This is a genomic window from Pseudolabrys sp. Root1462 (genome assembly GCF_001426945.1).
Classification (GTDB): domain Bacteria; phylum Pseudomonadota; class Alphaproteobacteria; order Rhizobiales; family Xanthobacteraceae; genus Pseudolabrys.
In genome coordinates, this window is sequence record NZ_LMFS01000001.1 from 1,018,983 (window position 1) to 1,037,097 (window position 18,115).

At 65.1% G+C, this 18,115-nt stretch carries 17 protein-coding genes; 13 read left to right on the plus strand and 4 right to left on the minus strand.

The window, feature by feature from the left end; all coding sequences use genetic code 11:
* Positions 1-17 precede the first annotated feature (17 nt).
* Positions 18-788 carry a flagellar basal-body rod protein FlgF gene (gene flgF / locus ASD45_RS04810; RefSeq protein ID WP_056910452.1) on the minus strand — a complete coding sequence of 257 codons (771 nt, stop codon included), beginning with the start codon at positions 786-788 and terminating at the stop codon, positions 18-20.
* Positions 789-1,174: 386 nt separating this feature from the next.
* On the opposite strand from flgF, the gene fliL reads away from it, so the two are divergent.
* The 5 genes from fliL (at position 1,175) to ASD45_RS04835 (ending at position 8,200) form a co-directional block, all read left to right on the plus strand.
* Positions 1,175-1,684, plus strand: coding sequence for a flagellar basal body-associated protein FliL (gene fliL, locus ASD45_RS04815; protein WP_056910453.1), 510 nt, complete (start codon positions 1,175-1,177; stop codon positions 1,682-1,684).
* Positions 1,685-1,750: 66 nt separating this feature from the next.
* Entirely contained in the window at positions 1,751-2,947 is a 1,197-nt protein-coding gene (gene fliM, locus ASD45_RS04820) for a flagellar motor switch protein FliM (protein WP_056910454.1), read from the plus strand.
* Positions 2,947-3,390 carry a DUF6468 domain-containing protein gene (locus ASD45_RS04825; RefSeq protein ID WP_156380712.1) on the plus strand — a complete coding sequence of 148 codons (444 nt, stop codon included), beginning with the start codon at positions 2,947-2,949 and terminating at the stop codon, positions 3,388-3,390. The genes fliM and ASD45_RS04825 overlap by 1 nt, the downstream gene beginning before the upstream one ends.
* Complete coding sequence (locus tag ASD45_RS04830; RefSeq protein ID WP_056910456.1) at positions 3,387-4,382, plus strand: hypothetical protein; 996 nt, start codon at positions 3,387-3,389, stop codon at positions 4,380-4,382. Before ASD45_RS04825 ends, ASD45_RS04830 begins: the two co-directional genes overlap by 4 nt.
* A gap of 116 nt (positions 4,383-4,498) precedes the next feature.
* Entirely contained in the window at positions 4,499-8,200 is a 3,702-nt protein-coding gene (locus ASD45_RS04835; protein ID WP_156380713.1) for a tetratricopeptide repeat protein, read from the plus strand.
* A gap of 16 nt (positions 8,201-8,216) precedes the next feature.
* Here the strand turns inward: ASD45_RS04835 and fliP are convergent, their stop codons facing one another.
* Both fliP and ASD45_RS04845 read right to left on the minus strand, forming a co-directional pair.
* Complete coding sequence (gene fliP / locus ASD45_RS04840) at positions 8,217-8,948, minus strand: flagellar type III secretion system pore protein FliP (RefSeq protein WP_244485433.1); 732 nt, start codon at positions 8,946-8,948, stop codon at positions 8,217-8,219.
* 32 nt (positions 8,949-8,980) lie between these two features.
* Positions 8,981-10,063 (minus strand): flagellar biosynthetic protein FliO, encoded by a 1,083-nt coding sequence (locus tag ASD45_RS04845; RefSeq protein WP_056910458.1) that lies wholly within the window; start codon positions 10,061-10,063, stop codon positions 8,981-8,983.
* Positions 10,064-10,351: 288 nt separating this feature from the next.
* Between ASD45_RS04845 and flgB the strand changes: the two genes are divergently transcribed.
* From flgB to ASD45_RS04880, 7 genes are all read left to right on the plus strand, one after another.
* Complete coding sequence (gene flgB / locus ASD45_RS04850) at positions 10,352-10,762, plus strand: flagellar basal body rod protein FlgB (RefSeq protein WP_056910459.1); 411 nt, start codon at positions 10,352-10,354, stop codon at positions 10,760-10,762.
* 40 nt (positions 10,763-10,802) lie between these two features.
* A complete protein-coding gene (gene flgC / locus ASD45_RS04855) occupies positions 10,803-11,213 on the plus strand; it encodes a flagellar basal body rod protein FlgC (RefSeq protein WP_056910460.1) in 411 nt (136 codons plus the stop codon).
* 72 nt (positions 11,214-11,285) lie between these two features.
* A complete protein-coding gene (gene fliE / locus ASD45_RS04860; protein WP_056910461.1) occupies positions 11,286-11,609 on the plus strand; it encodes a flagellar hook-basal body complex protein FliE in 324 nt (107 codons plus the stop codon).
* 121 nt (positions 11,610-11,730) lie between these two features.
* Positions 11,731-11,994, plus strand: coding sequence for a flagellar biosynthesis protein FliQ (gene fliQ / locus ASD45_RS04865; RefSeq protein WP_056910462.1), 264 nt, complete (start codon positions 11,731-11,733; stop codon positions 11,992-11,994).
* 43 nt (positions 11,995-12,037) lie between these two features.
* The gene (gene fliR, locus ASD45_RS04870; RefSeq protein WP_056910463.1) at positions 12,038-12,808 is read left to right on the plus strand and encodes a flagellar biosynthetic protein FliR; all 771 of its coding nucleotides are present in this window, start codon (positions 12,038-12,040) and stop codon (positions 12,806-12,808) included.
* 10 nt (positions 12,809-12,818) lie between these two features.
* Positions 12,819-13,889, plus strand: a complete 1,071-nt coding sequence (flhB, locus tag ASD45_RS04875; RefSeq protein WP_056910464.1) for a flagellar biosynthesis protein FlhB — start codon at positions 12,819-12,821, stop codon at positions 13,887-13,889.
* 106 nt (positions 13,890-13,995) lie between these two features.
* Positions 13,996-16,620, plus strand: coding sequence for a response regulator (locus ASD45_RS04880; protein WP_082540648.1), 2,625 nt, complete (start codon positions 13,996-13,998; stop codon positions 16,618-16,620).
* Between the two features lie 7 nt (positions 16,621-16,627).
* Here the strand turns inward: ASD45_RS04880 and ASD45_RS04885 are convergent, their stop codons facing one another.
* Positions 16,628-16,888, minus strand: coding sequence for a hypothetical protein (locus ASD45_RS04885; RefSeq protein WP_056910465.1), 261 nt, complete (start codon positions 16,886-16,888; stop codon positions 16,628-16,630).
* Between the two features lie 242 nt (positions 16,889-17,130).
* Here ASD45_RS04885 and ASD45_RS04890 point away from each other — a divergent pair, with 242 nt between their 5' ends.
* The gene (locus tag ASD45_RS04890) at positions 17,131-18,090 is read left to right on the plus strand and encodes a TIM44-like domain-containing protein (protein ID WP_056910466.1); all 960 of its coding nucleotides are present in this window, start codon (positions 17,131-17,133) and stop codon (positions 18,088-18,090) included.
* Positions 18,091-18,115 lie beyond the last annotated feature (25 nt).

An 18,115-nucleotide genomic window follows, 5' to 3' on the forward strand; every position in this document is an offset into this window, starting at 1 on the left:
TCTATTCTCCGTCCGCGTTAGTTCGGGACTTCGGCCAGCTTGTCGACGGCGCTGCGCGACAAATCGGCTTGAGCCTGAATCATGTTGGCGACCTGGGTGTAGGTGCGCGTGATCTCGATCATGCGTGTCATCTCGACGACCGAGCGCACGTTTGATTTCTCGACCGTCCCTTGCGAGAAGCGCGAGGTGGTGTCGGGCACGATGTTGACGCCGTTGGCGAGGGCGAAGTTGCCGGCGCCGGATTTCTGCAGTCCGCCGGGATTGTCGAAGCCGACCATGCGCAGCTTGCCGCGCAGCGACTCCCCGGTGGCGCCCGGCACGGTCACGCTGACAGTGCCGTCGCCGCTGATCTGGATCTCGCGGTCGTTCGGCTGGAACTGGATCGGGCCGTTCTCGCCGAGCACCGGGTTGCCGTCGCCGGTGACGAGCTGTCCCTGGGCATTGATCTGGAAGGCGCCGTTGCGGGTGTAGCGTTCGCCCTGCGGCGTCTGCACCGCGAAGAAGCCCTGGCCCTGGATGGCAACGTCGGTCGGGTTGCCGGTGCGTTCCATGCTGCCCTGGCCGAGATCGATCCAGGTGGCGCGATCGCGCACGAAGCTGACGCGGCTGTCGCGGCGCGACAGGTCGTCCATGTCGGAGCGCGCGACCTTGCCGATGAATTCTTCGAACAGCGTGCCGTCGGCCTTGAAGCCGGGCGTGTTCACGTTGGCGATGTTATTCGCCACGACATCGAGTTCGCGCCCGAGCGCGACCTGACGCGATAGTCCGACCAGCAGCGAATTCTGCATCGGTCATCTCCCCTTGATTCCGACGCTGCCCGCCCTCCCGAGGCTGACCCCGTCGTGTGTCGAAGCGCTTTGGCTCTCCCAAGCCTGACGCTTCTGGCGAACAAGGATTGCACCGACCGTGCCAACTCAAAAAACTTCGTTATTTCAATGGCTTGACGTTTTTGGGAGGTGTGGCGTCAAGGCAAAAAACACCATAACGGCCGATATGACCCGGCAATTCTTGCCGCTTCGGGAACTTGGGAAAGGTTCTGTTAACCATACCGCCCCTAACGTGGCGCCACCGGCACCAATGGTGGCGGCGAGGGGGCGGCTTGTCGGCGCCGAGGCGGCACGGGAAGCCGACGCGGCGGGCGTTGCCCGACGAATGGGATTTCAGGGGATCGGTAATGGCCAAGGCGGCGAAGAAGGAAGCGGAACCGGAAGCCGAAACCGATGAAGCCCCCAAGAAGAGCAAACTGCCGTCGAAGAAGGTGATGATCATCGCCGCGGCCGCACTTCTCGTGATCGGTGGCGGTGGCGTCGGGGCCTACATGTTTCTCGGTCACGGCGCCGAGAAGAAGGAAGAAGCCAAGAAGGAAGTGGTCAAGCCCGCGACCTTCGTCGATCTGCCGGACGTGCTCGTCAACCTGTCGAGCGCCGGCTCCGATCGCACCCAGTATCTGAAAGTCAAAGTCGTTCTTGAACTGCCGGACGCCGAATTGGTCCCGAAGATCCAGCCACTCATGCCGCGGGTGATGGACGCCTTCCAGACTTACTTGCGCGAATTGCGTCCGACCGATCTCGACGGTTCGGCCGGTCTCTACCGGCTCAAGGAAGAACTCACGCGCCGCGTCAATGTCGCGGTGGCGCCGAACAAGGTGACCGCGGTTCTGTTCAAGGAAATCGTCGTCCAGTAGCGCAAAGCGGGCGACGGACGCGACAGCAGCTTTCGACTTCAGGCAAGACGGCAAAGTCAGACGAATATGGCGGGCAACGATCAGATCGACCAGGAAGCGCTGAAGGCCGAATGGGGGCAGGCGCTGGAGGCCGAGCAGGGCACGGCCGGCGCTCCGCAGCATCCTGAAAGCGCCGCCGACGCCGCCGCCGCGCAATGGGCGGCGATGGTCGACGACACCGCCGGCTTCCAGTCCAATACCAAGGGCGGCGCCGAGCGCATCCTCAATCAGGAGGAAATCGACAATCTGCTCGGCTTCAGCCTTGCGGATGTGAACCTCAACGACAATTCCGGCATCCGCGCCATCATCGACTCGGCGATGGTGTCCTACGAGCGTCTGCCGATGCTCGAAATCGTCTTCGACCGCCTCGTGCGGCTGATGACGACCTCGCTACGCAATTTCACCTCGGACAACGTCGAAGTCTCGCTAGACCGCATCACCTCCGTGCGTTTCGGCGACTATCTCAACTCCATCCCGCTGCCGGCGATCCTCGCCGTGTTCAAGGCCGAGGAGTGGGACAATTTCGGTCTGGCCACCGTCAATTCGAGCCTCATCTATTCGATCATCGACGTCTTGCTCGGCGGCCGCCGCGGCGCCTCGGCGGTGCGCATCGAGGGCCGGCCCTATACGACGATCGAGACCAGTCTGGTCAAGCGCATGATCGAGGTCGTGCTCGCCGATGCCGAGCTCGCCTTCAAGCCGCTGTCGCCGGTCAAGTTCAACATCGACCGCCTGGAGACCAATCCGCGCTTCGCCGCGATCTCGCGGCCGGCCAACGCCGCGATCCTGGTGCGCCTGCGCATCGACATGGAAGATCGCGGCGGCAACATCGAATTGCTGCTGCCTTACGCGACCATCGAACCGATCCGCGCCACGCTTCTCCAGATGTTCATGGGCGAGAAGTTCGGCCGCGACCAGATCTGGGAAGGCCATCTCGCGACCGAAATCGGCCAGGCGGAGATCGGCGTCGACGCCGTGCTCTACGAGGAGCACCTGCCGCTTCGGCGGATGATGAAGCTCAAGGTCGGCGATACGCTGATGCTCGAACTCAAGCCCGACGCCACGGTGAAACTGCGCTGCGGCGACGTCACCTTGACGGAGGGCCGCATGGGCAAGGTCGGCGACCGCATAGCGGTGCGCGTCACCAAGAACCTGCGCAAGCCGCGCACCACCTTCGCCATGTTCGAGAAAGCCGACGAGAAAATCCGCATGGAGACGCAGTGATGTACCAATACGGCTACCTCATCGAAAGCATGGTGTCCGTGCTGCTTCTGATGACGATCCTTTACTGCGTGCGCCTCAACAAGCAAATCCGCCTGCTCAAGGCCGACGAGCAATCGCTGCGCGCCACCATCGGCGAACTCATCACCGCCACCGAGATCGCCGAGCGCGCCATCGGCGGGCTCAAGGCGACGATGCGCGAAGGCGAGCAGGCGCTCGGCGAGCGCATCAAGCGGACCGAGGCGATGTCGGGCGACCTGGAGCGTCAGCTTGTTGCCGGCGAACAGCTTCTCGGCCGGCTCGTGCGCATTACCGAAGCCGGCCGCCCCACCGAAGCCGTGTCGCCGCAGCCGGCGGTGCCGAACGCTTTCGCGGTGGCCGCCGCCGCGCAAGCCTTCGCCGAACGCTCGCGCGCGCGCCTGCAGGGTGACGGGCTCGCTGCATGATCAAGTTCGCCCGCGATTTTCGGCTCATTCCGATCGTCCTACTGGCGACGATCTCGCTGTTTGTGCTGAAGGTCACGGGCCTGGTGTTCGATGGCGGCTATACGCTCGGCGAGCGCATGCGCGCCCACGCCAATCCAGACGGCATTACGGTCACGACCCGCGACAGTGTTCCGGACTATCCGCGCATCGTTGTCGCCGAAGAACCGAAGATGCCCGATGTGCAGACTGCCGTGCAGCGCGGTCAGTGGGCGCCGGCGATGTTCAACTTCGGCGGCGTGCGCCGCGCGCCGAAGGATAGCGATGTCACCGGGTCGGTCGACGCCGACAAGACAGCAACGCTGCCGAAGATCGGCGACAAGAATGCCGACAACAACATCGTCACCGGATCGTCCGGCGGTGGCGGTCATGGCGCCAGTCCGCCGCCGCCCGCGGGACAGCCGCCGGCCGAGCCGCTGAAGACCAGCGAAACGCCCCCACCCGGCACCAAGCTCGAAGTCGGCAGCGATGCCGTGCCGCTGACGCCGGGCAAGATCAATTCGCCCGGTGAGCGGGCCATTCTCAATCGCCTGCAGGACCGCCGCGAAACGCTCGACAATCGCGACAAGCAGCTCGACATGCGCGAGAGCCTGATCAAAGCCGCGGAAAAGCGGCTCGAAGCCAAGGTCGGCGAACTGAAAGACGTCGAGTCCCGCATCAGGGTCGAGAGCAATGCGCGGGACAAGGCCGAGCAGGAGCGGCTCAAGGGTCTCGTCGCCATGTATGAGAACATGAAGCCGAAGGATGCCGCGCGCATCTTCGACCGGCTCGATCTCAAAATCCTCGTCGACCTCTCGACTGCGATGAAGCCAGTTACCATGTCCGCCGTGCTGGCGCAGATGACGCCGGAGGCTGCCGAACGGCTGACCGTCGAGCTCGCCACCCGGGCCAGCGCCTCCCGCGCGCAGGACACCGACAACCTGCCGAAAATCGAAGGCAGCGCGAGCCGGAATTGAGCGAATTAGGCGGTAACCGCCGACCGATAGGGCGGCCTTTTGGCCGAACGGTTAAGCCGACGTTAAACGCCCTTCCTTAGGTTTGGACCCGGCAAATCCGCCCTGTGGAAGACGGCATGAAGCCTCGTCCTGCCAGCGCCAAACCGCCTGCCCTGCGCGCGCTCGTCGTCGCGGGACGATGGGTCATGGCGGTCGCCTTCGTCGCGGTCGCCGCGCTGTCCCCGGCGTGCGCCGACGACGCAGTGAAGGGCGAAGTCAAATCCTCGATCGTCGGCGGCTATGGCCGGCTGGTGTTCCGCTTCGACGAGCCCGTCGATGCCAAGGTCCGTGTCGCCGGCGCGATCCTGGTGATCGAGTTCAAGAAGCCCGTTGCCGTCGCCGTCGAACGGCTCAACAGCAGCGCGTCGGAATATGTCAGCGCTGCGCGCAGCGATCCCGACGGCAAGGCGGTGCGCATCGCGCTCGCCGGCCGCTTCCGCGTCAACGTCATCCCGGCGGCCGAGCGACTGTTCGTGGACCTGCTGCCGGAGAACTGGTCCGGCTTGATGCCCGGCCTGCCGCAGGACGTGGTGGACGAGCTGGCGAACCGCGCCCGTGTCGCGGAGCTTGCCGCTCGCAAGGCGCGCGCCGCCAGCAAGGCGGATGCGATGCCGCCGATCCGCGTCAAGGTCGTCAAGCTGCCGACCTTCATGCGTTATGTATTCGATCTGCCCCCCGGCGCGAATGTCACGCCCGAGCTGGCCGATGGCAAATTCAAGCTGCACTTCAATCAGGCGCTGAAGTGGGATCTTGCCGATGTCGCCGCGACATTGCCGACGACGCTGAAGTCAGTGCGGCCGGAGGCCGAGTTCGATTCCGTCGCGGTGGTGTTTGCTCTCAACGGCTCACCGGAAACGCGCGCGTTCCGTGAGGACAACAGTTTCGTCGTCGACATCGGCCGCGATCTGAGTGCCGGCATCGCACAGCAATTGCCGGCGCAGCTCCCGGCTGCCGTCGTCGCGCCGGTCGCAGCGCAGATCACGCCGCCGGAAACTGTGCCGGCCAAAGACGCGGCGAAGGATAGCGCGGCTCCGGAGCTGCCGGCCTTGAAGGATGCTCCCTCGCTCAAGGATGCACCGCCGGCAAACGACGCGCCGCAACCGGCGCCGGCGCCGAAAGCCGAACTGCAGCGTCCCGCCGAGTCCAAGCTTGCGAGCGCGCCGTCGGTGAAGCCCGCGGAAACAGCTCCCGCGCCGACCCAGCCGACGATGGCAGTTGCCGCCAAGCCGCATGCTCCTGCTGAGGCCAAGCCCGCCGTCAAGGTCGTGGCGGCCGCTGCCGCAGCGGAGACCGACCAGGGTGGCGCGATGGCCGCGCTGGCGTCGGCTTCGAGCAACGATCTGCGGGTCAGCTTGCCTTTCGCGCAGCCGACGCCGGCGGCGATGTTTCGCCGCGGCGATACCCTGTGGCTGGTGTTCGACAGCGGCAAGAAGATCGACGTCTCGAAACTTTCGACCAGGTACGGCAGCATCGTGCGCCAGGCCACCTTCGAACGCGGTGGCAGTGGTGAGGGCATCGTGCGCTTGCGCCTGACGCGGCCGCAGATGGCGAGCCTGGAGTCCGATGACAACGGCTGGGTGCTGAAGGTCGGCGATGCGGTCGCCGCTCCGCCGGCGCCGCTGTCGATTTCGCGGGCCATCAACGGCAACAAGCGCGGCATTGTTATTCCGCTGCAGCAGGCCGGCACCTTGCATCAGCTCACCGATCCCGATCTCGGCACCCGCCTGATGATCGTGACGGCGCTGGCGCCGGCGCGCGGCATCATGCAGCCGCAGGATTTCGTCGAACTGCACGTCCTGCAGTCCATGCAGGGCGTCGCGCTGGCTCCAATCGCCGACGACGTCGCGGTCGATGTCAACGCCGAGCAGATCACCATTACGCGGCCCGGCGGCTTGTCGCTGTCGGCTGACAGCGTCGTGCAGCAGCAGCAGATGACGCCGAGTTTCCGCGAGGGCTCGTTCGACCCCGATGTGTGGCAGCATGACAAGACGGCGCCGTTCGAGCCGCGGCAGTCCGTGCTGATCGCGGCGGCCGCGGCAGCCGGCGAAGGCACCAAACGCGCGGCACGCTACAATCTCGCGCGCTTCTACATCGCCAACGACATGGGCGCCGAGGCGCAGGGCGTGCTCTCGATCGCACTCGGAGACAAGACCAACGCCGGCGACGATGTCACCGGCTCCACGCTGAAGGCCCTCGCCAATGTCATGATGCACCGTCCCGAGGACGCGCTGAAGGACATTGCCGATCCCGACATCGCCAACCAGCAGACCGCGCCGATCTGGCGCGCCGTGGCGCATGCGCGTCTCGGCCAATGGTCGCAGGCCCACGGCGAGTTCAAGGCGCTCGATGCGGCGATCGGCAAGCTGCCGATGGATCTGCAGCGCATGGTCATGCTCGACCGCATGCGCACCGACATCGAAGTGCGCGACTTCGACGGCGCCAACCGCATCGCCAACGATTTCGAGACCATCAAGGTGCCCGACGATATGGCCCCGGCGCTTGCGGTGCTCAAGGGCCGGCTGGCCGAAGGGTTCGGCCGCAAGGAAGAGGCGCTGGTGCAGTATCGCGCCGCCGTGATGTCGCCGAACCGCCGGGCCGCGGCCCAGGCGCGGCTGCGCGAGATCGACCTGATGTCGAAGAGCGGCGCCATGACGCGCAACGAAATGATCCACGAACTGGAAACGCTGACCACCGTGTGGCGTGGCGACGAGACCGAGACGCAGGGCCTGCAGATGCTGGCGCACCTCTACACCGAGGATGGCCGCTATCGCGACGCGTTCCACGTCATGCGCACGGCCCTGCTGGCGCATCCGAATTCCGCGCTGACGCGCAAGATTCAGGATGAGGCGGCGGCGACTTTCGACAGCCTGTTCCTCGGCGGCAAGGGCGACAGCCTGCCGCCGGTCGAGGCGCTGGCGCTGTTCTACGATTACCGCGAACTGACGCCGATCGGCCGACGCGGCGACGAGATGATCCGCAAGCTGGCGGAGCGCCTTGTGGCGGTCGATCTGCTCGATCAGGCGGCCGAACTGTTGCAGCACCAGGTCGATCACCGCCTGCAGGGCGCGGCGCGCGCGCAGGTCGCGACGCGGCTGGCGACGATCTACCTGATGAATCACAAACCGGACTATGCTCTGACGACGCTGCAGAAGACGCGCTCATCGGATCTGTCGAACGAACTGCGCGACCAGCGGCTGCTGCTCGAGGCGCGGGCGTTGTCCGACGTCGGACGCAACGAACTGGCGCTGGAAATCGTCGGCAGCATCGAGGGCCGCGAGGCCATGCGGCTGCGCGCCGACATCGAATGGTCGGCCAAGCACTGGCGCGCCGCGGCCGAGCAGCTCGAACTGATGCTGGGCGACCGCTGGAAGGATTTCCGCCCGCTCGACGATGCCGAACGCGCCGACGTGTTGCGCGCCGCCATCGGCTATTCGCTGAGCGATGAATCGATCGGGCTCATCCGCATGCGGGAGAAATACGCGGCCAAGATGGCCGGCACGCCGGACGCCCGGGCTTTCGATGTGGTGAGTGCGCCGATCGGCGCCGGCTCCGACGAATTCCGCTCCGTCGCCGGCAAGGTCGCCAGCATCGACACGCTCGATGCTTTCCTCAGCGATCTCAACAAGCGGTTCGGCGCGGGTCTGGAGAAACTACCCGAGCCCAAGAAAGCGGCGCCTGTGAGTGCTCCGCAATCGTCGCTGACCAAACCGGCCGCGCCGCAGACCGCGAAGGCCGATCCGGCGCCGACCGGTTCGATCCGTCGCCAGGCGCGCAATTAGCGCCTTTGGGCGATATCTAGTTTCCGTAACTCTGGATCAGCGAGCCGGCGACCAGACTCCAGCCGTCCACCAGCACGAAGAAGATCAGCTTGAACGGCAGCGAGACCGTCACCGGCGGCAGCATCATCATGCCCATCGACATCAGGATCGACGCGACGACGAGGTCGATGATCAGGAAGGGCAGGAACAGCAGGAAGCCGATCTCGAAGGCGCGCTTGAGTTCGGAAATCATGAAGGCCGGAATCAGCACGCGCAGCGACAACTGATCGGGCGTCGCCGGCGGCGGCTGCTTGGTCATGTCGATAAAGAGCTTGAGATCCTTCTCACGCACGTTCTTCTGCATGAAGGCGCGTAGTGGCACGGAGCCGCGTTCGAATGCCTGCTCGACGGTGATCTGATTGGCGACCAGCGGCTGGATGGCGCTGTCATAGGCCTGCTGCAGCGTCGGGCCCATCACGAAAGCGGTGAGGAAGAGCGCGAGCGCCATGATGACGGCGTTCGGCGGCGCGGTCGCGGTGCCGAGCGCGGTGCGAAGCAGCGACAGCACGACGACGATACGCGTGAACGACGTCATCATCACGAGGATCGACGGCGCCAGCGACAGCACCGTCAACAACGCGATCAGCTGGATGACGCGCTCGGTCAGGCCGTTGTTCTGCGGGCCGCCGAAATTGATGCTCACGTCCTGCGCGGCGGCTGGCGCTGCGAGGATGAGGAGGAACCCTGTTACACCAACCGCCACCGTCACAAGTTGACGAACTCGGCGGTCGGACACTGCTATCAAGTTTTTCCCGGAGGACGGCCGAGCAGGGAGGCCATCTCCTCCTCGAGGCTGTCATAGACAGACTTGCCGGCGGGCGCCGGCTTGGCGGTCGGGTTCGCACGCGGCATTTCGGGCTTGGCCGGCGCCAAAGTCGGCTCGATGCGCGGCTCAAACTTGGCGTCGAGCTTCGGCTCGGCCCGCGCTTCGATCTTCTCCGCAACCGGCTCGATGCGCGGATCGACGCGCAGCTTGTATTCGCGGCGCGGCACTTCGACCGGCTTCGGCGGCACCGGCGGGGCAGGTTGCGCGGCAAGCGGATCGGTCACCGCCGCGCGGCTTTCGACGGCGGGCGCGCGGCGCAGCGCGGCTTCGAGCTGCTGGGCCATTTCGGCGAGGTTGTGATCGGTCTGCGGCGCGGTGCCGGGCTCATACTCCGGCTGCGGCACGGCGGGAGCGACCTGAGGCGCGGCTTGCGGCGTCGCCATGCGCGGCGCTTCGTGGCGTGCGACGGGCGCAACCGGCGGCGCGGCCGGGGCAACGGGTGGGGCGACGTCCGGCGGCGCGAGACGGCCGGACAATTCAGCGGCGAGACCGGACAGGCTGTCAGACGAAGCCGGCCGCGGCCGGGCGCCCGGCTCCGGCGCATGCCACGGCTCTTCGGTCGCGGGCGCACGATAGGGCCGCGGCGGCGGCAGAGGCGCCGATTCGGTGACCGGCTGCAGCGGGAAACCGGTATCGAGCGCGGGCGCCTGGCGCAGCGCCGGCTCGGCCGGCCGCGGCGACGGTTCCGGCGTGCGCGGCGCGGCAGGCGCGGCGCGCACGATATTCTGTTCGACGACGACGTCGGTCGGTCCGCCGATCATCATCAGATGTTCGACATTGTCGCGGCGGATCAGCACCAGGCGGCGGCGGCCATCGACGGTGGCGGCATCAATCACCGCCAGCCGTGGTTGCCGGCCACGCGCACTGCCGCCGCCGAGGCGATCGGCAGCGAACCGGCGCACCAGCCAGGCCGTCAGGGCAATCAGCGCCAGCACCGCGGCAAAGGCGATGAAGAACTTCGCCGGGAGCGGCATTTCCGAGCCGAAGAGGTCGAACATCGATGCGCTCCGTGACTGTCAAGTCGCGACCTTGGGGCAAGGATCGCGTGAATAGTTAACGCAAACCGGCACGATCTGCCGCCCCGAGGACCAATAGAATCTTAACAAATTTACGGCCGCTTGGCATCTGGCTTCGTATTTCCAAATATCGAGCATGGTTAACCGGCCCGCTTTCTGGGGCCGGAACCGGCCTTTTACCATTCATTAACCATACGCCCGGCAAAGTCTGCCTAGTGGGCTTCGCGCCGCGAAGCAAGCGGGGCGATTCCTTAACGAACCGAGGGCGGCATGGCCATCACCGACGTTCCGATTTTCTCGATGCTGCGGACCCGGATGTCCTGGAACCAGGAGCGCCAGAAGGTGCTCGCCCAGAACGTCGCCAATGCCGACACACCAAATTACCGGGGCCGCGATCTCGTGGCGCCGAAATTCGCCGACTCGGTCGCCGTGTCGGCGCGTCCGGTGGACCAGGTGGTCCTGGCCGCCACTGAGCCGGGCCATATCGGCGGCACGTCAATGGGCGGCGCCAGCCAGTACGGCACGACCAAGGGCGGCTACGAGGTTCGGCCAACCGGCAACTCCGTCAACCTCGAGGACGAGATGATGAAGGTTGCCTCCAACCAGATGGAATACCAGGCCGCGACCGCGCTCTACACGCGCAGCCTCGGCCTGCTGAAGGTTGCGCTCGGCAAGAAGTAACGGCCGCCACCGAGGCACGAGGCGAGCAGGGAGAAGACCGATGGACTTCATGAAGACGATGACGATCGCGGCGTCCGGCCTCAAGGCGCAGGCGGGCCGCATGCGCGTCATTTCGGAAAACATCGCCAACGCCGACTCTGTTGCGCAGACGCCGGGAGCCGATCCGTACCGGCGCAAGATCGCCACCTTCAACACCGAACTCGATCGTTCGCTCGATGCGCGCGTCGTGTCCCTCGGCCGCGTCGCCAATGACAAGAGCGACTTCCGCATCAAATACGAGCCGGGCAATCCTTCGGCCGATGCCGATGGCAACGTGAAATATCCGAACGTCAATTCGCTGGTCGAAATGACCGACATGCGCGAGGCGCAGCGCTCCTACGAAGCCAACATCAACGTGATCAGCGCGACGCGCCGCATGATCCAGCGCACCATCGATATCCTCAAGGCTTGAGCCCGCATGATCCCGAAAAGCGAAAGCCGGTTTTCGGATCGGATCATGCGGCAAACAAACGGATAGCAAATCATGGCCAGTCCACTTTCCGCCGCCGGCGCTTACGCGAATATCGCCCGTCTCGCCACCAATCAGGCCGCATCGCTGCCGGGAGTCGGTGGCGCGGGGCAGACGAGCGAGACCAGTTTTGCCGCCGTCCTCAAGGACGCGATCGGGGCCGTGCATGAAAGCGGTCACAAATCAGACGTGCAGTCGCAGGAGATGGTGAAGGGGCGCGGCAACATGGTGGATGTCGTCACCGCGGTCTCAGAGACCGAAGTAGCGATCGATGCCGTGGTCGCCGTGCGCGACAAGGTGATCGCGGCATACGAAGAAATCATGCGGATGCCGATCTGAGTCGGGGCCGTCATGCTCGCGCGTGCGGGCATCCAGTAATCGCGTGTGTTCAATGTTTTGCGGGCGAAACAGCCCGCGCTTACTGGATCCTCGCTTTCGCGGGGGTGGCACGGAGAGTGGAATGACTGGTCCCGAAGTTCTCGACGTCGCGCGCGACGCAATTTACACGCTGATCATCGTGTCCGCGCCGGTCATGCTGGTCGGCCTTATCGTTGGCGTCGTCGTTTCGCTGTTCCAGGCGCTGACGCAGATTCAAGAGCAGACGCTCGCCTTCGTGCCGAAGATTCTCGCGATCTTCATATCGCTGCTGATCGCCCTGCCGTTCATGGCCGAGAAGCTGCAAATGGAAATGATGCGCATTGCCGCGCGAATCGTGACAGGGTGATGCGCGCTCCCAAAGGAGTTGGCGGTTCGTCCGAGCTCACCCGATGCAGATCAACATCTCCTTCCTTCCGGCGCTCGCGGCCGCATTTCTCCTGACCTTTGCCCGCATCGGCACCATGATGATGATGATGCCCGGGCTTGGCGAGAGCAACATGCCGTCGCGCGTGCGGCTGACGATCGCACTGGTGCTGACCGGGACGCTGCTGCCGCTGCACCAGCAGGCCTATACGGTGAGTCTCGATTCGTTCGGCCCCGTTCTGGTGATGCTGCTCCAGGAAATCGTCGTCGGCGCCGTGCTCGGTCTCACCGCGCGGCTGGCGCTGTCCGCGCTTCAGGTCGCCGGATCCGTCATCGCCCAGCAAATGGGCCTCGGCTTCGTCACCGCGGTCGACCCGACGCAGAATCAGCAAGGCCTGCTGGTCGGCAACTTTCTCACCGTGCTCGGCGTGGCCATCATCTTCGCCACCGACATGCACCATCTGGTGATCAAGGCGCTCAACGACAGTTACGTGATCTTCGCGCCGGGCGAGATACCGTTGTCGGGCGATGCGGCCAAGCACATCACGAATGTGATCGCCACGTCGTTCAAGATCGGCATCCAGCTCTCGGCGCCGTTTCTGGTGTTCGGGCTGATCTTCAATCTCGGCCTCGGCGTGATGTCGCGCCTGATGCCGCAGATGCAGGTGTTCTTCATCGGCATGCCGTTGTCGATCCTGCTCGGTCTCTTCCTGCTGGCTTTGGTGATTGCCGCCATGATGGGGACGTTCACCGGCTACATCGGAAGTGTGCTTCTCGAACTTGCGCCAGGCCAATAAGGGGTAGCGCATGGCAGAAGAAGCAGACCTTGAAGATAAAACAGAAGACCCCTCCCAAAAACGGTTAGACGACGCGCTCGAGCGCGGCAACGTCGTCAAGAGCCAGGAGGTCAATACCTGGTTCATCATTGCCGGCGCGACTTTGGTGCTGCTGTCGTTCTCGGGCGGCATGGGGCAGGGCCTCACCACGACGATGCGCGGCCTGATCGCCAATTCCTACGACATCAACGTCGATGGTCCGGCGATGCCGGCTCTGTTCCGTGAGATCGGTCTCGAGATGCTGGCGGCGGTCGGCATACCGTTCCTGGTGCTGATGCTGGCGGCGCTTGCCGGCAATCTCATTCAGCATCGGCTGGTCTGGTCTACCGAAGCGCTGTCGCCGAAGTTTTCGAAAATTTCGCCGCTCGCCGGCTTGAAGCGTCTGTTCTCGAAGCAGGCGCTCGCCAATCTCGGCAAAGGTATCGTCAAGCTGATCGTCCTCGGAAGCGTTATGACGGCGCTGATGTGGCCCGAGCGCGAACGCATGGAGGGCCTGGTCACCATGGACCCGGCGGCGCTCTTGCCTTTCACGCAGGTGCTGTCGCTGAAGATGATGGGGGCGGTGGTCGCGCTGCTCGCCGTGGTCGCCGGCGCCGATTATTTCTTCCAGTACCGGACCTGGTTCGGCAAGCTGAAGATGTCGCTTCAGGAACTGAAGGACGAAATCAAGCAGACCCAGGGCGACCCCTTCATCAAGGGCAAGCTCAAGCAGATCCGCGCGATGCGCGCCAAGCAGCGTATGTCGTCCGCGGTGCCGAAGGCCTCGGTCATCATCACTAACCCGACCCACTACGCGGTGGCGCTGCAATACGAACGCGGCATGGACGCGCCGCTCTGCGTCGCCAAGGGCGTCGATGCCATGGCGCTGCAGATCCGCAAAATTGCCACCGCGCACGACGTGCCGATCGTGGAAAACCCGCCGCTCGCCCGGGCGCTGCACGCCACAGTGGAGGTCGATCAGACCATTCCGCCCGAGCATTACAAGGCGGTGGCCGAGGTCATCAGCTACGTCATGAAGCTGCGGCGCGCGGTACGGCCTTAAAAGGCCCAGCCGGGAGCAAGAAATCGCGGTTAAGACCCATCAAAGGCAGGGATTTCCGGCATCCGGCCCTTGCGCGGATGGGGCCGCTTAAGGCAACTGAAAGACCATGGCACCCGAGCACGTGAGCGACCCGCGGCCGGCGCCCGCGCCGAATGACGGGCGGGGCAAGCGGCAGGCCTTCGACAAGAGCCAAAGCGCACCGCGCTCCGGCTCGGTCGGCATGGTTCTCCTTGTCGCGCTGCTTCTGATCGCGGCGGCGGCCGGCCTCATCTATATCGGGCCGTCGCACGCCGAGACTTACATCCTGATCATGCTAGCGGTCCTCGGTACTTTCGGGGTCTTCGCCTTGTTCGCGCTGGCCTCCGGCATCATGCGACTGTCGAGCCGGGAACAAAGCAACCCGCTGATCAAGCAGGTGATCGACTACGGTTTCGACGGCATCGTCGTCACCGATCAGGCGGGGCGCGTGTTCTACGCCAACGCCACCTATCTCGACCTGACCGGCGCCGCCTCGCCCGAGGACGTGCGGCCGATCGAACGGGTCTTCATGGGCGACCCGGAAGTCTCCGAAGCGATCTATCGCCTGCTCAAGGCGGCGCGCGAGGGCCGGCGGCTGCAGGAGGAAGTGCGTATCGCCGGTGCGCCCGGCGAAGCCGCGCGCTGGCTCAGGCTCAGGGTGCGGCCGCTCGGCGAGAACCGCCGCGATTCCAAGCTCGCGGTGTGGTCGATCGCCGACGTCACGCGCGAACGCGAGCGCCATGAAAACGTCTTCCAGGAACTGCAGCACGCCATCGATTATCTCGATCACGCGCCGGCGGGGTTCTTCTCCGTCGATGCCAAAGGCGCGATCGTCTATCTCAACGCCACGCTGGCCAACTGGCTCGATCAGGATCTGGCGCAGATCGGCGTCGGTGCCGGCGCCGGCTCGCTGACGCTCAACGACATCGTCGCCGGCGAAGGCGCCGCGCTGCTCACCACGCTCAATGCTGCGCCGGGTGAAGTCAAAATCGAGGTGCTCGATCTCGACCTCAAGACCCGCACCGGGCGGCCGGTGCCGGTGCGCCTGTTCCACAAGGTGGCTTACGGCGCCGATGGCACGCCCGGGGTCTCGCGCACGCTAGTGCTCAACCGCGGCAAGGATGGCGGCAAGGACGCGCAGCGCGACGCCGAAGTGCGCTTCATGCGCTTCTTCCAGAACACGCCGATGGCGATCGCCACCGTGGACAAGACCTGCCGGGTCGCTCGCAGCAATGCGCGCTTTGCCACCTCGTTCGAAGGCATGATCGGCGAGAACCGGTCCATTCTTTCCGTAGTCAATGAGCGAGACCGCTCGACGCTGGAGGCCGCGATCAGGCTCGCCGCCGGCGGGCAGGGCGACATTCCGCCGGTCGAGGCGCAACTGGCCGGCTCCGACGAGCGCTGGGCCAGCTTCTTCGTTTCGGCGGTGGAGGACAAGGACGGCGGCGACGGCGAAGCCGCCATCGTCTATGCGCTGGAGACCACGGCGCAGCGCACGCTGGAGAACAAGGTCTATCAACAGCAGAAGATGGAGTCGGTCGGGCAACTGGCCGGCGGCATCGCCCACGATTTCAACAACGTGCTGTCCGCCATCATGATGGCGACGGACTTCCTGCTGAACGCGCACAAGCCGACCGATCCGTCGTTCCAGGACATCATCCAGATCAAGCAGAACGCCAACCGCGCCGCGGCGCTGGTGCGGCAGTTGCTCGCCTTCTCGCGCAAGCAGACGCTGCGCCCGCAGGTGCTCGACCTTGGCGAGGTGCTGGGCGATCTCGGCATGCTGCTCAAGCGCCTGATCGGCGAGAAGGTAACGTTCGGCGGCGTGAAGCACGGCCGCGATCTCTGGCCCGTAAAGGCGGACCTGTCACAATTCGAACAGGTGATCGTCAACCTCGCCGTCAACGCCCGCGACGCGATGCCGGACGGCGGCACGCTCGGCATCTCGACGTCGAATGTGCTGGCGGCCGACTGCGCCAAATTCAATTACAAGGGCATTCCGGCGGCCGACTACGTGCTGGTCGAAGTCAGCGACACCGGCACCGGCATTCCGCCGGATATCATCGACAAGATCTTCGAGCCGTTCTTCTCGACCAAGGAGGTCGGCAAAGGCACTGGCCTCGGCCTCTCGACGGTATACGGCATCGTCAAGCAGACCGGCGGCTACGTCTACGTCGACTCACAGCCGGGCCGCACCACCTTCCGCATCTTCCTGCCGCGGCATGTGCCGGGCGTCGAAGAAAAGCCGGCTGCGCCGTCCATCGCGCCGGCGCTCGACGCGACCAAGTCCGCTGCCGAAAACATGGCGAAGCAGGCCGCGAGTCAGGCCAATGCCGACCTGACCGGGCAGGGCACGATTCTTCTGGTCGAAGACGAGGAAGGGCTGCGCGCGCTCAATGCACGCGGTCTTTCGTCACGCGGCTACACCGTGCTCGTGGCCGGCAACGGCGTCGAAGCGCTCGAAGTGTTTGAAGGCGAGGGCCCGGTCGACCTCGTTGTGTCGGACGTCGTCATGCCGGAGATGGACGGACCGACTTTGTTGCGCGAACTGCGCAACCGCGACCCAAAGGTCAAATTCATTTTCGTATCGGGATACGCCGAAGAAGCGTTCGCCAAGAACCTTCCCAGCGATCAACAGTACAACTTCCTCGCCAAGCCGTTTACGCTGAAACAACTCGTCGCCGAAGTGAAACGCACTCTGGCGGGCGAGTGACCGGCAATCAGTAACAGGCTTGGGCCAAGCGGATCTTGGTGAAGACGAATGTGGACACCGAGCAGCGGCCCGGCTGTGTCACGGTTTCAGCGGCCGGCGCGCGAAAGTAACTCTGTTCGGCCGCGGACGCAGTCGATGTCGCGCCGGACGCGGCGCTCGTCGCCGTGGCAGGCGCCGTGCTTTCTCGGGCGCCGTCGAATGGCGTCAGTTTGGCCTGCGCGGCGCCACCTGCCGCCAGCAGCAAGACAACGGGAAGAACATATTTCATCGCGCCTACTCCGGGGATGATGCTTTCTGTCGGGCGTAAAACGAAACCGACCGCCAGCTGGTTCCTCTGCGGGACGATGAATAAGCCGTGAGCGCTGAAACCTTTCGTAAAATCAAGGCCTCAGACAGGGTTACCAGCAGCCTGCGGCTTTGAGGCGCAGCGGTATCTTGAACCCTTACAATCGCCTAGCCGCATACCTATTCTCCTGCACGCCCATATCGGGCCGGGAGGAATGCACGACTATGAAGCGTCATCGCTGGCTGATCGCCTTTGCCGCGATCGCGACTGTTTTCACGCTGGCCGCTGCCGACTATGCCGACGCTCGCGCGGGCCGCGGCTTCTCGTCCGGCAGCCGTGGCGCGCGCACGTTCTCGGCACCGGCGGCAACGCCGACCGCGCCACGCGCGGCGCAGCCGCTGCAGCGTTCGACCACTCAGCCTTCAACCGCCGCGACCGGCGCGGCTGCTGCCGGTCAGGCAGCGCGGCCCGGTTTGTTCGGTGGCGGCATGCTTGGCGGCCTCGCCGCCGGCTTCCTGGGCGCGGGCCTGTTTGGCATGTTGTTCGGCCACGGCTTCATGGGCGGCATGGGCGGCTTTGCCTCGTTCCTCGGCTTGATCCTGCAGGTCGTGCTGGTGATCGTCGTGGCGCGGCTCGCCTTCGCCTGGTGGCAGCGCCGCAATCAGCCGGCGTTGGCGATGCAAGGCACGTCGCCTGATCCGGCCGCGGGCCGTGCCGCCTCCGGACTCGGTGGCGGCTTCGGCGGTCTGTTCGGTGGCGGTAGCGCTGCCGCCCCGGCCGGCGAGCCGATCACCATCGACAAGCAGGACTACGACGATTTCGAGCAGCTGCTGGCGGATGTCCAGGCCGCCTATTCGGCCGAGGACCTCAATGCGCTGCGCAGCAAGGTGACACCGGAAATGGTGTCCTACTTTGCTGAGGACCTCGCCGAGAACGCCGGCCGTGGCCTCGTCAATCAGGTCACCGACGTCAAGCTGCTGCAGGGCGACCTGGCGGAAGCCTGGCGCGAAGGCGGAGATGAGTACGCGACTGTCGCCATGCGCTTCATGCTGACTGACCGCATGATCGAGCGCGCCAGCGGTCGCGTCGTCGAGGGCGGTGAGCCGGCCGAAGCGACCGAACTCTGGACGTTCCGCCGCGGCCGTGGCGGCCCGTGGATGCTGTCGGCGATCCAGCAAGCCTGACGACTTCAGAGCTACGAATCATACA

What these genes read in the sequence shown, in the direction of transcription:
- flgF (WP_056910452.1), bottom strand. Translation starts at nt 788, where the DNA reads ATGCAGAATTCGCTGCTGGTCGGACTATCGCGTCAGGTCGCGCTCGGG.
- fliL (WP_056910453.1), top strand. Translation starts at nt 1,175, where the DNA reads ATGGCCAAGGCGGCGAAGAAGGAAGCGGAACCGGAAGCCGAAACCGAT.
- fliM (WP_056910454.1), top strand. Translation starts at nt 1,751, where the DNA reads ATGGCGGGCAACGATCAGATCGACCAGGAAGCGCTGAAGGCCGAATGG.
- ASD45_RS04825 (WP_156380712.1), top strand. Translation starts at nt 2,947, where the DNA reads ATGTACCAATACGGCTACCTCATCGAAAGCATGGTGTCCGTGCTGCTT.
- ASD45_RS04830 (WP_056910456.1), top strand. Translation starts at nt 3,387, where the DNA reads ATGATCAAGTTCGCCCGCGATTTTCGGCTCATTCCGATCGTCCTACTG.
- ASD45_RS04835 (WP_156380713.1), top strand. Translation starts at nt 4,499, where the DNA reads ATGAAGCCTCGTCCTGCCAGCGCCAAACCGCCTGCCCTGCGCGCGCTC.
- ASD45_RS04845 (WP_056910458.1), bottom strand. Translation starts at nt 10,063, where the DNA reads ATGTTCGACCTCTTCGGCTCGGAAATGCCGCTCCCGGCGAAGTTCTTC.
- flgB (WP_056910459.1), top strand. Translation starts at nt 10,352, where the DNA reads ATGGCCATCACCGACGTTCCGATTTTCTCGATGCTGCGGACCCGGATG.
- flgC (WP_056910460.1), top strand. Translation starts at nt 10,803, where the DNA reads ATGGACTTCATGAAGACGATGACGATCGCGGCGTCCGGCCTCAAGGCG.
- fliE (WP_056910461.1), top strand. Translation starts at nt 11,286, where the DNA reads ATGGCCAGTCCACTTTCCGCCGCCGGCGCTTACGCGAATATCGCCCGT.
- fliQ (WP_056910462.1), top strand. Translation starts at nt 11,731, where the DNA reads ATGACTGGTCCCGAAGTTCTCGACGTCGCGCGCGACGCAATTTACACG.
- fliR (WP_056910463.1), top strand. Translation starts at nt 12,038, where the DNA reads ATGCAGATCAACATCTCCTTCCTTCCGGCGCTCGCGGCCGCATTTCTC.
- flhB (WP_056910464.1), top strand. Translation starts at nt 12,819, where the DNA reads ATGGCAGAAGAAGCAGACCTTGAAGATAAAACAGAAGACCCCTCCCAA.
- ASD45_RS04880 (WP_082540648.1), top strand. Translation starts at nt 13,996, where the DNA reads ATGGCACCCGAGCACGTGAGCGACCCGCGGCCGGCGCCCGCGCCGAAT.
- ASD45_RS04885 (WP_056910465.1), bottom strand. Translation starts at nt 16,888, where the DNA reads ATGAAATATGTTCTTCCCGTTGTCTTGCTGCTGGCGGCAGGTGGCGCC.
- ASD45_RS04890 (WP_056910466.1), top strand. Translation starts at nt 17,131, where the DNA reads ATGAAGCGTCATCGCTGGCTGATCGCCTTTGCCGCGATCGCGACTGTT.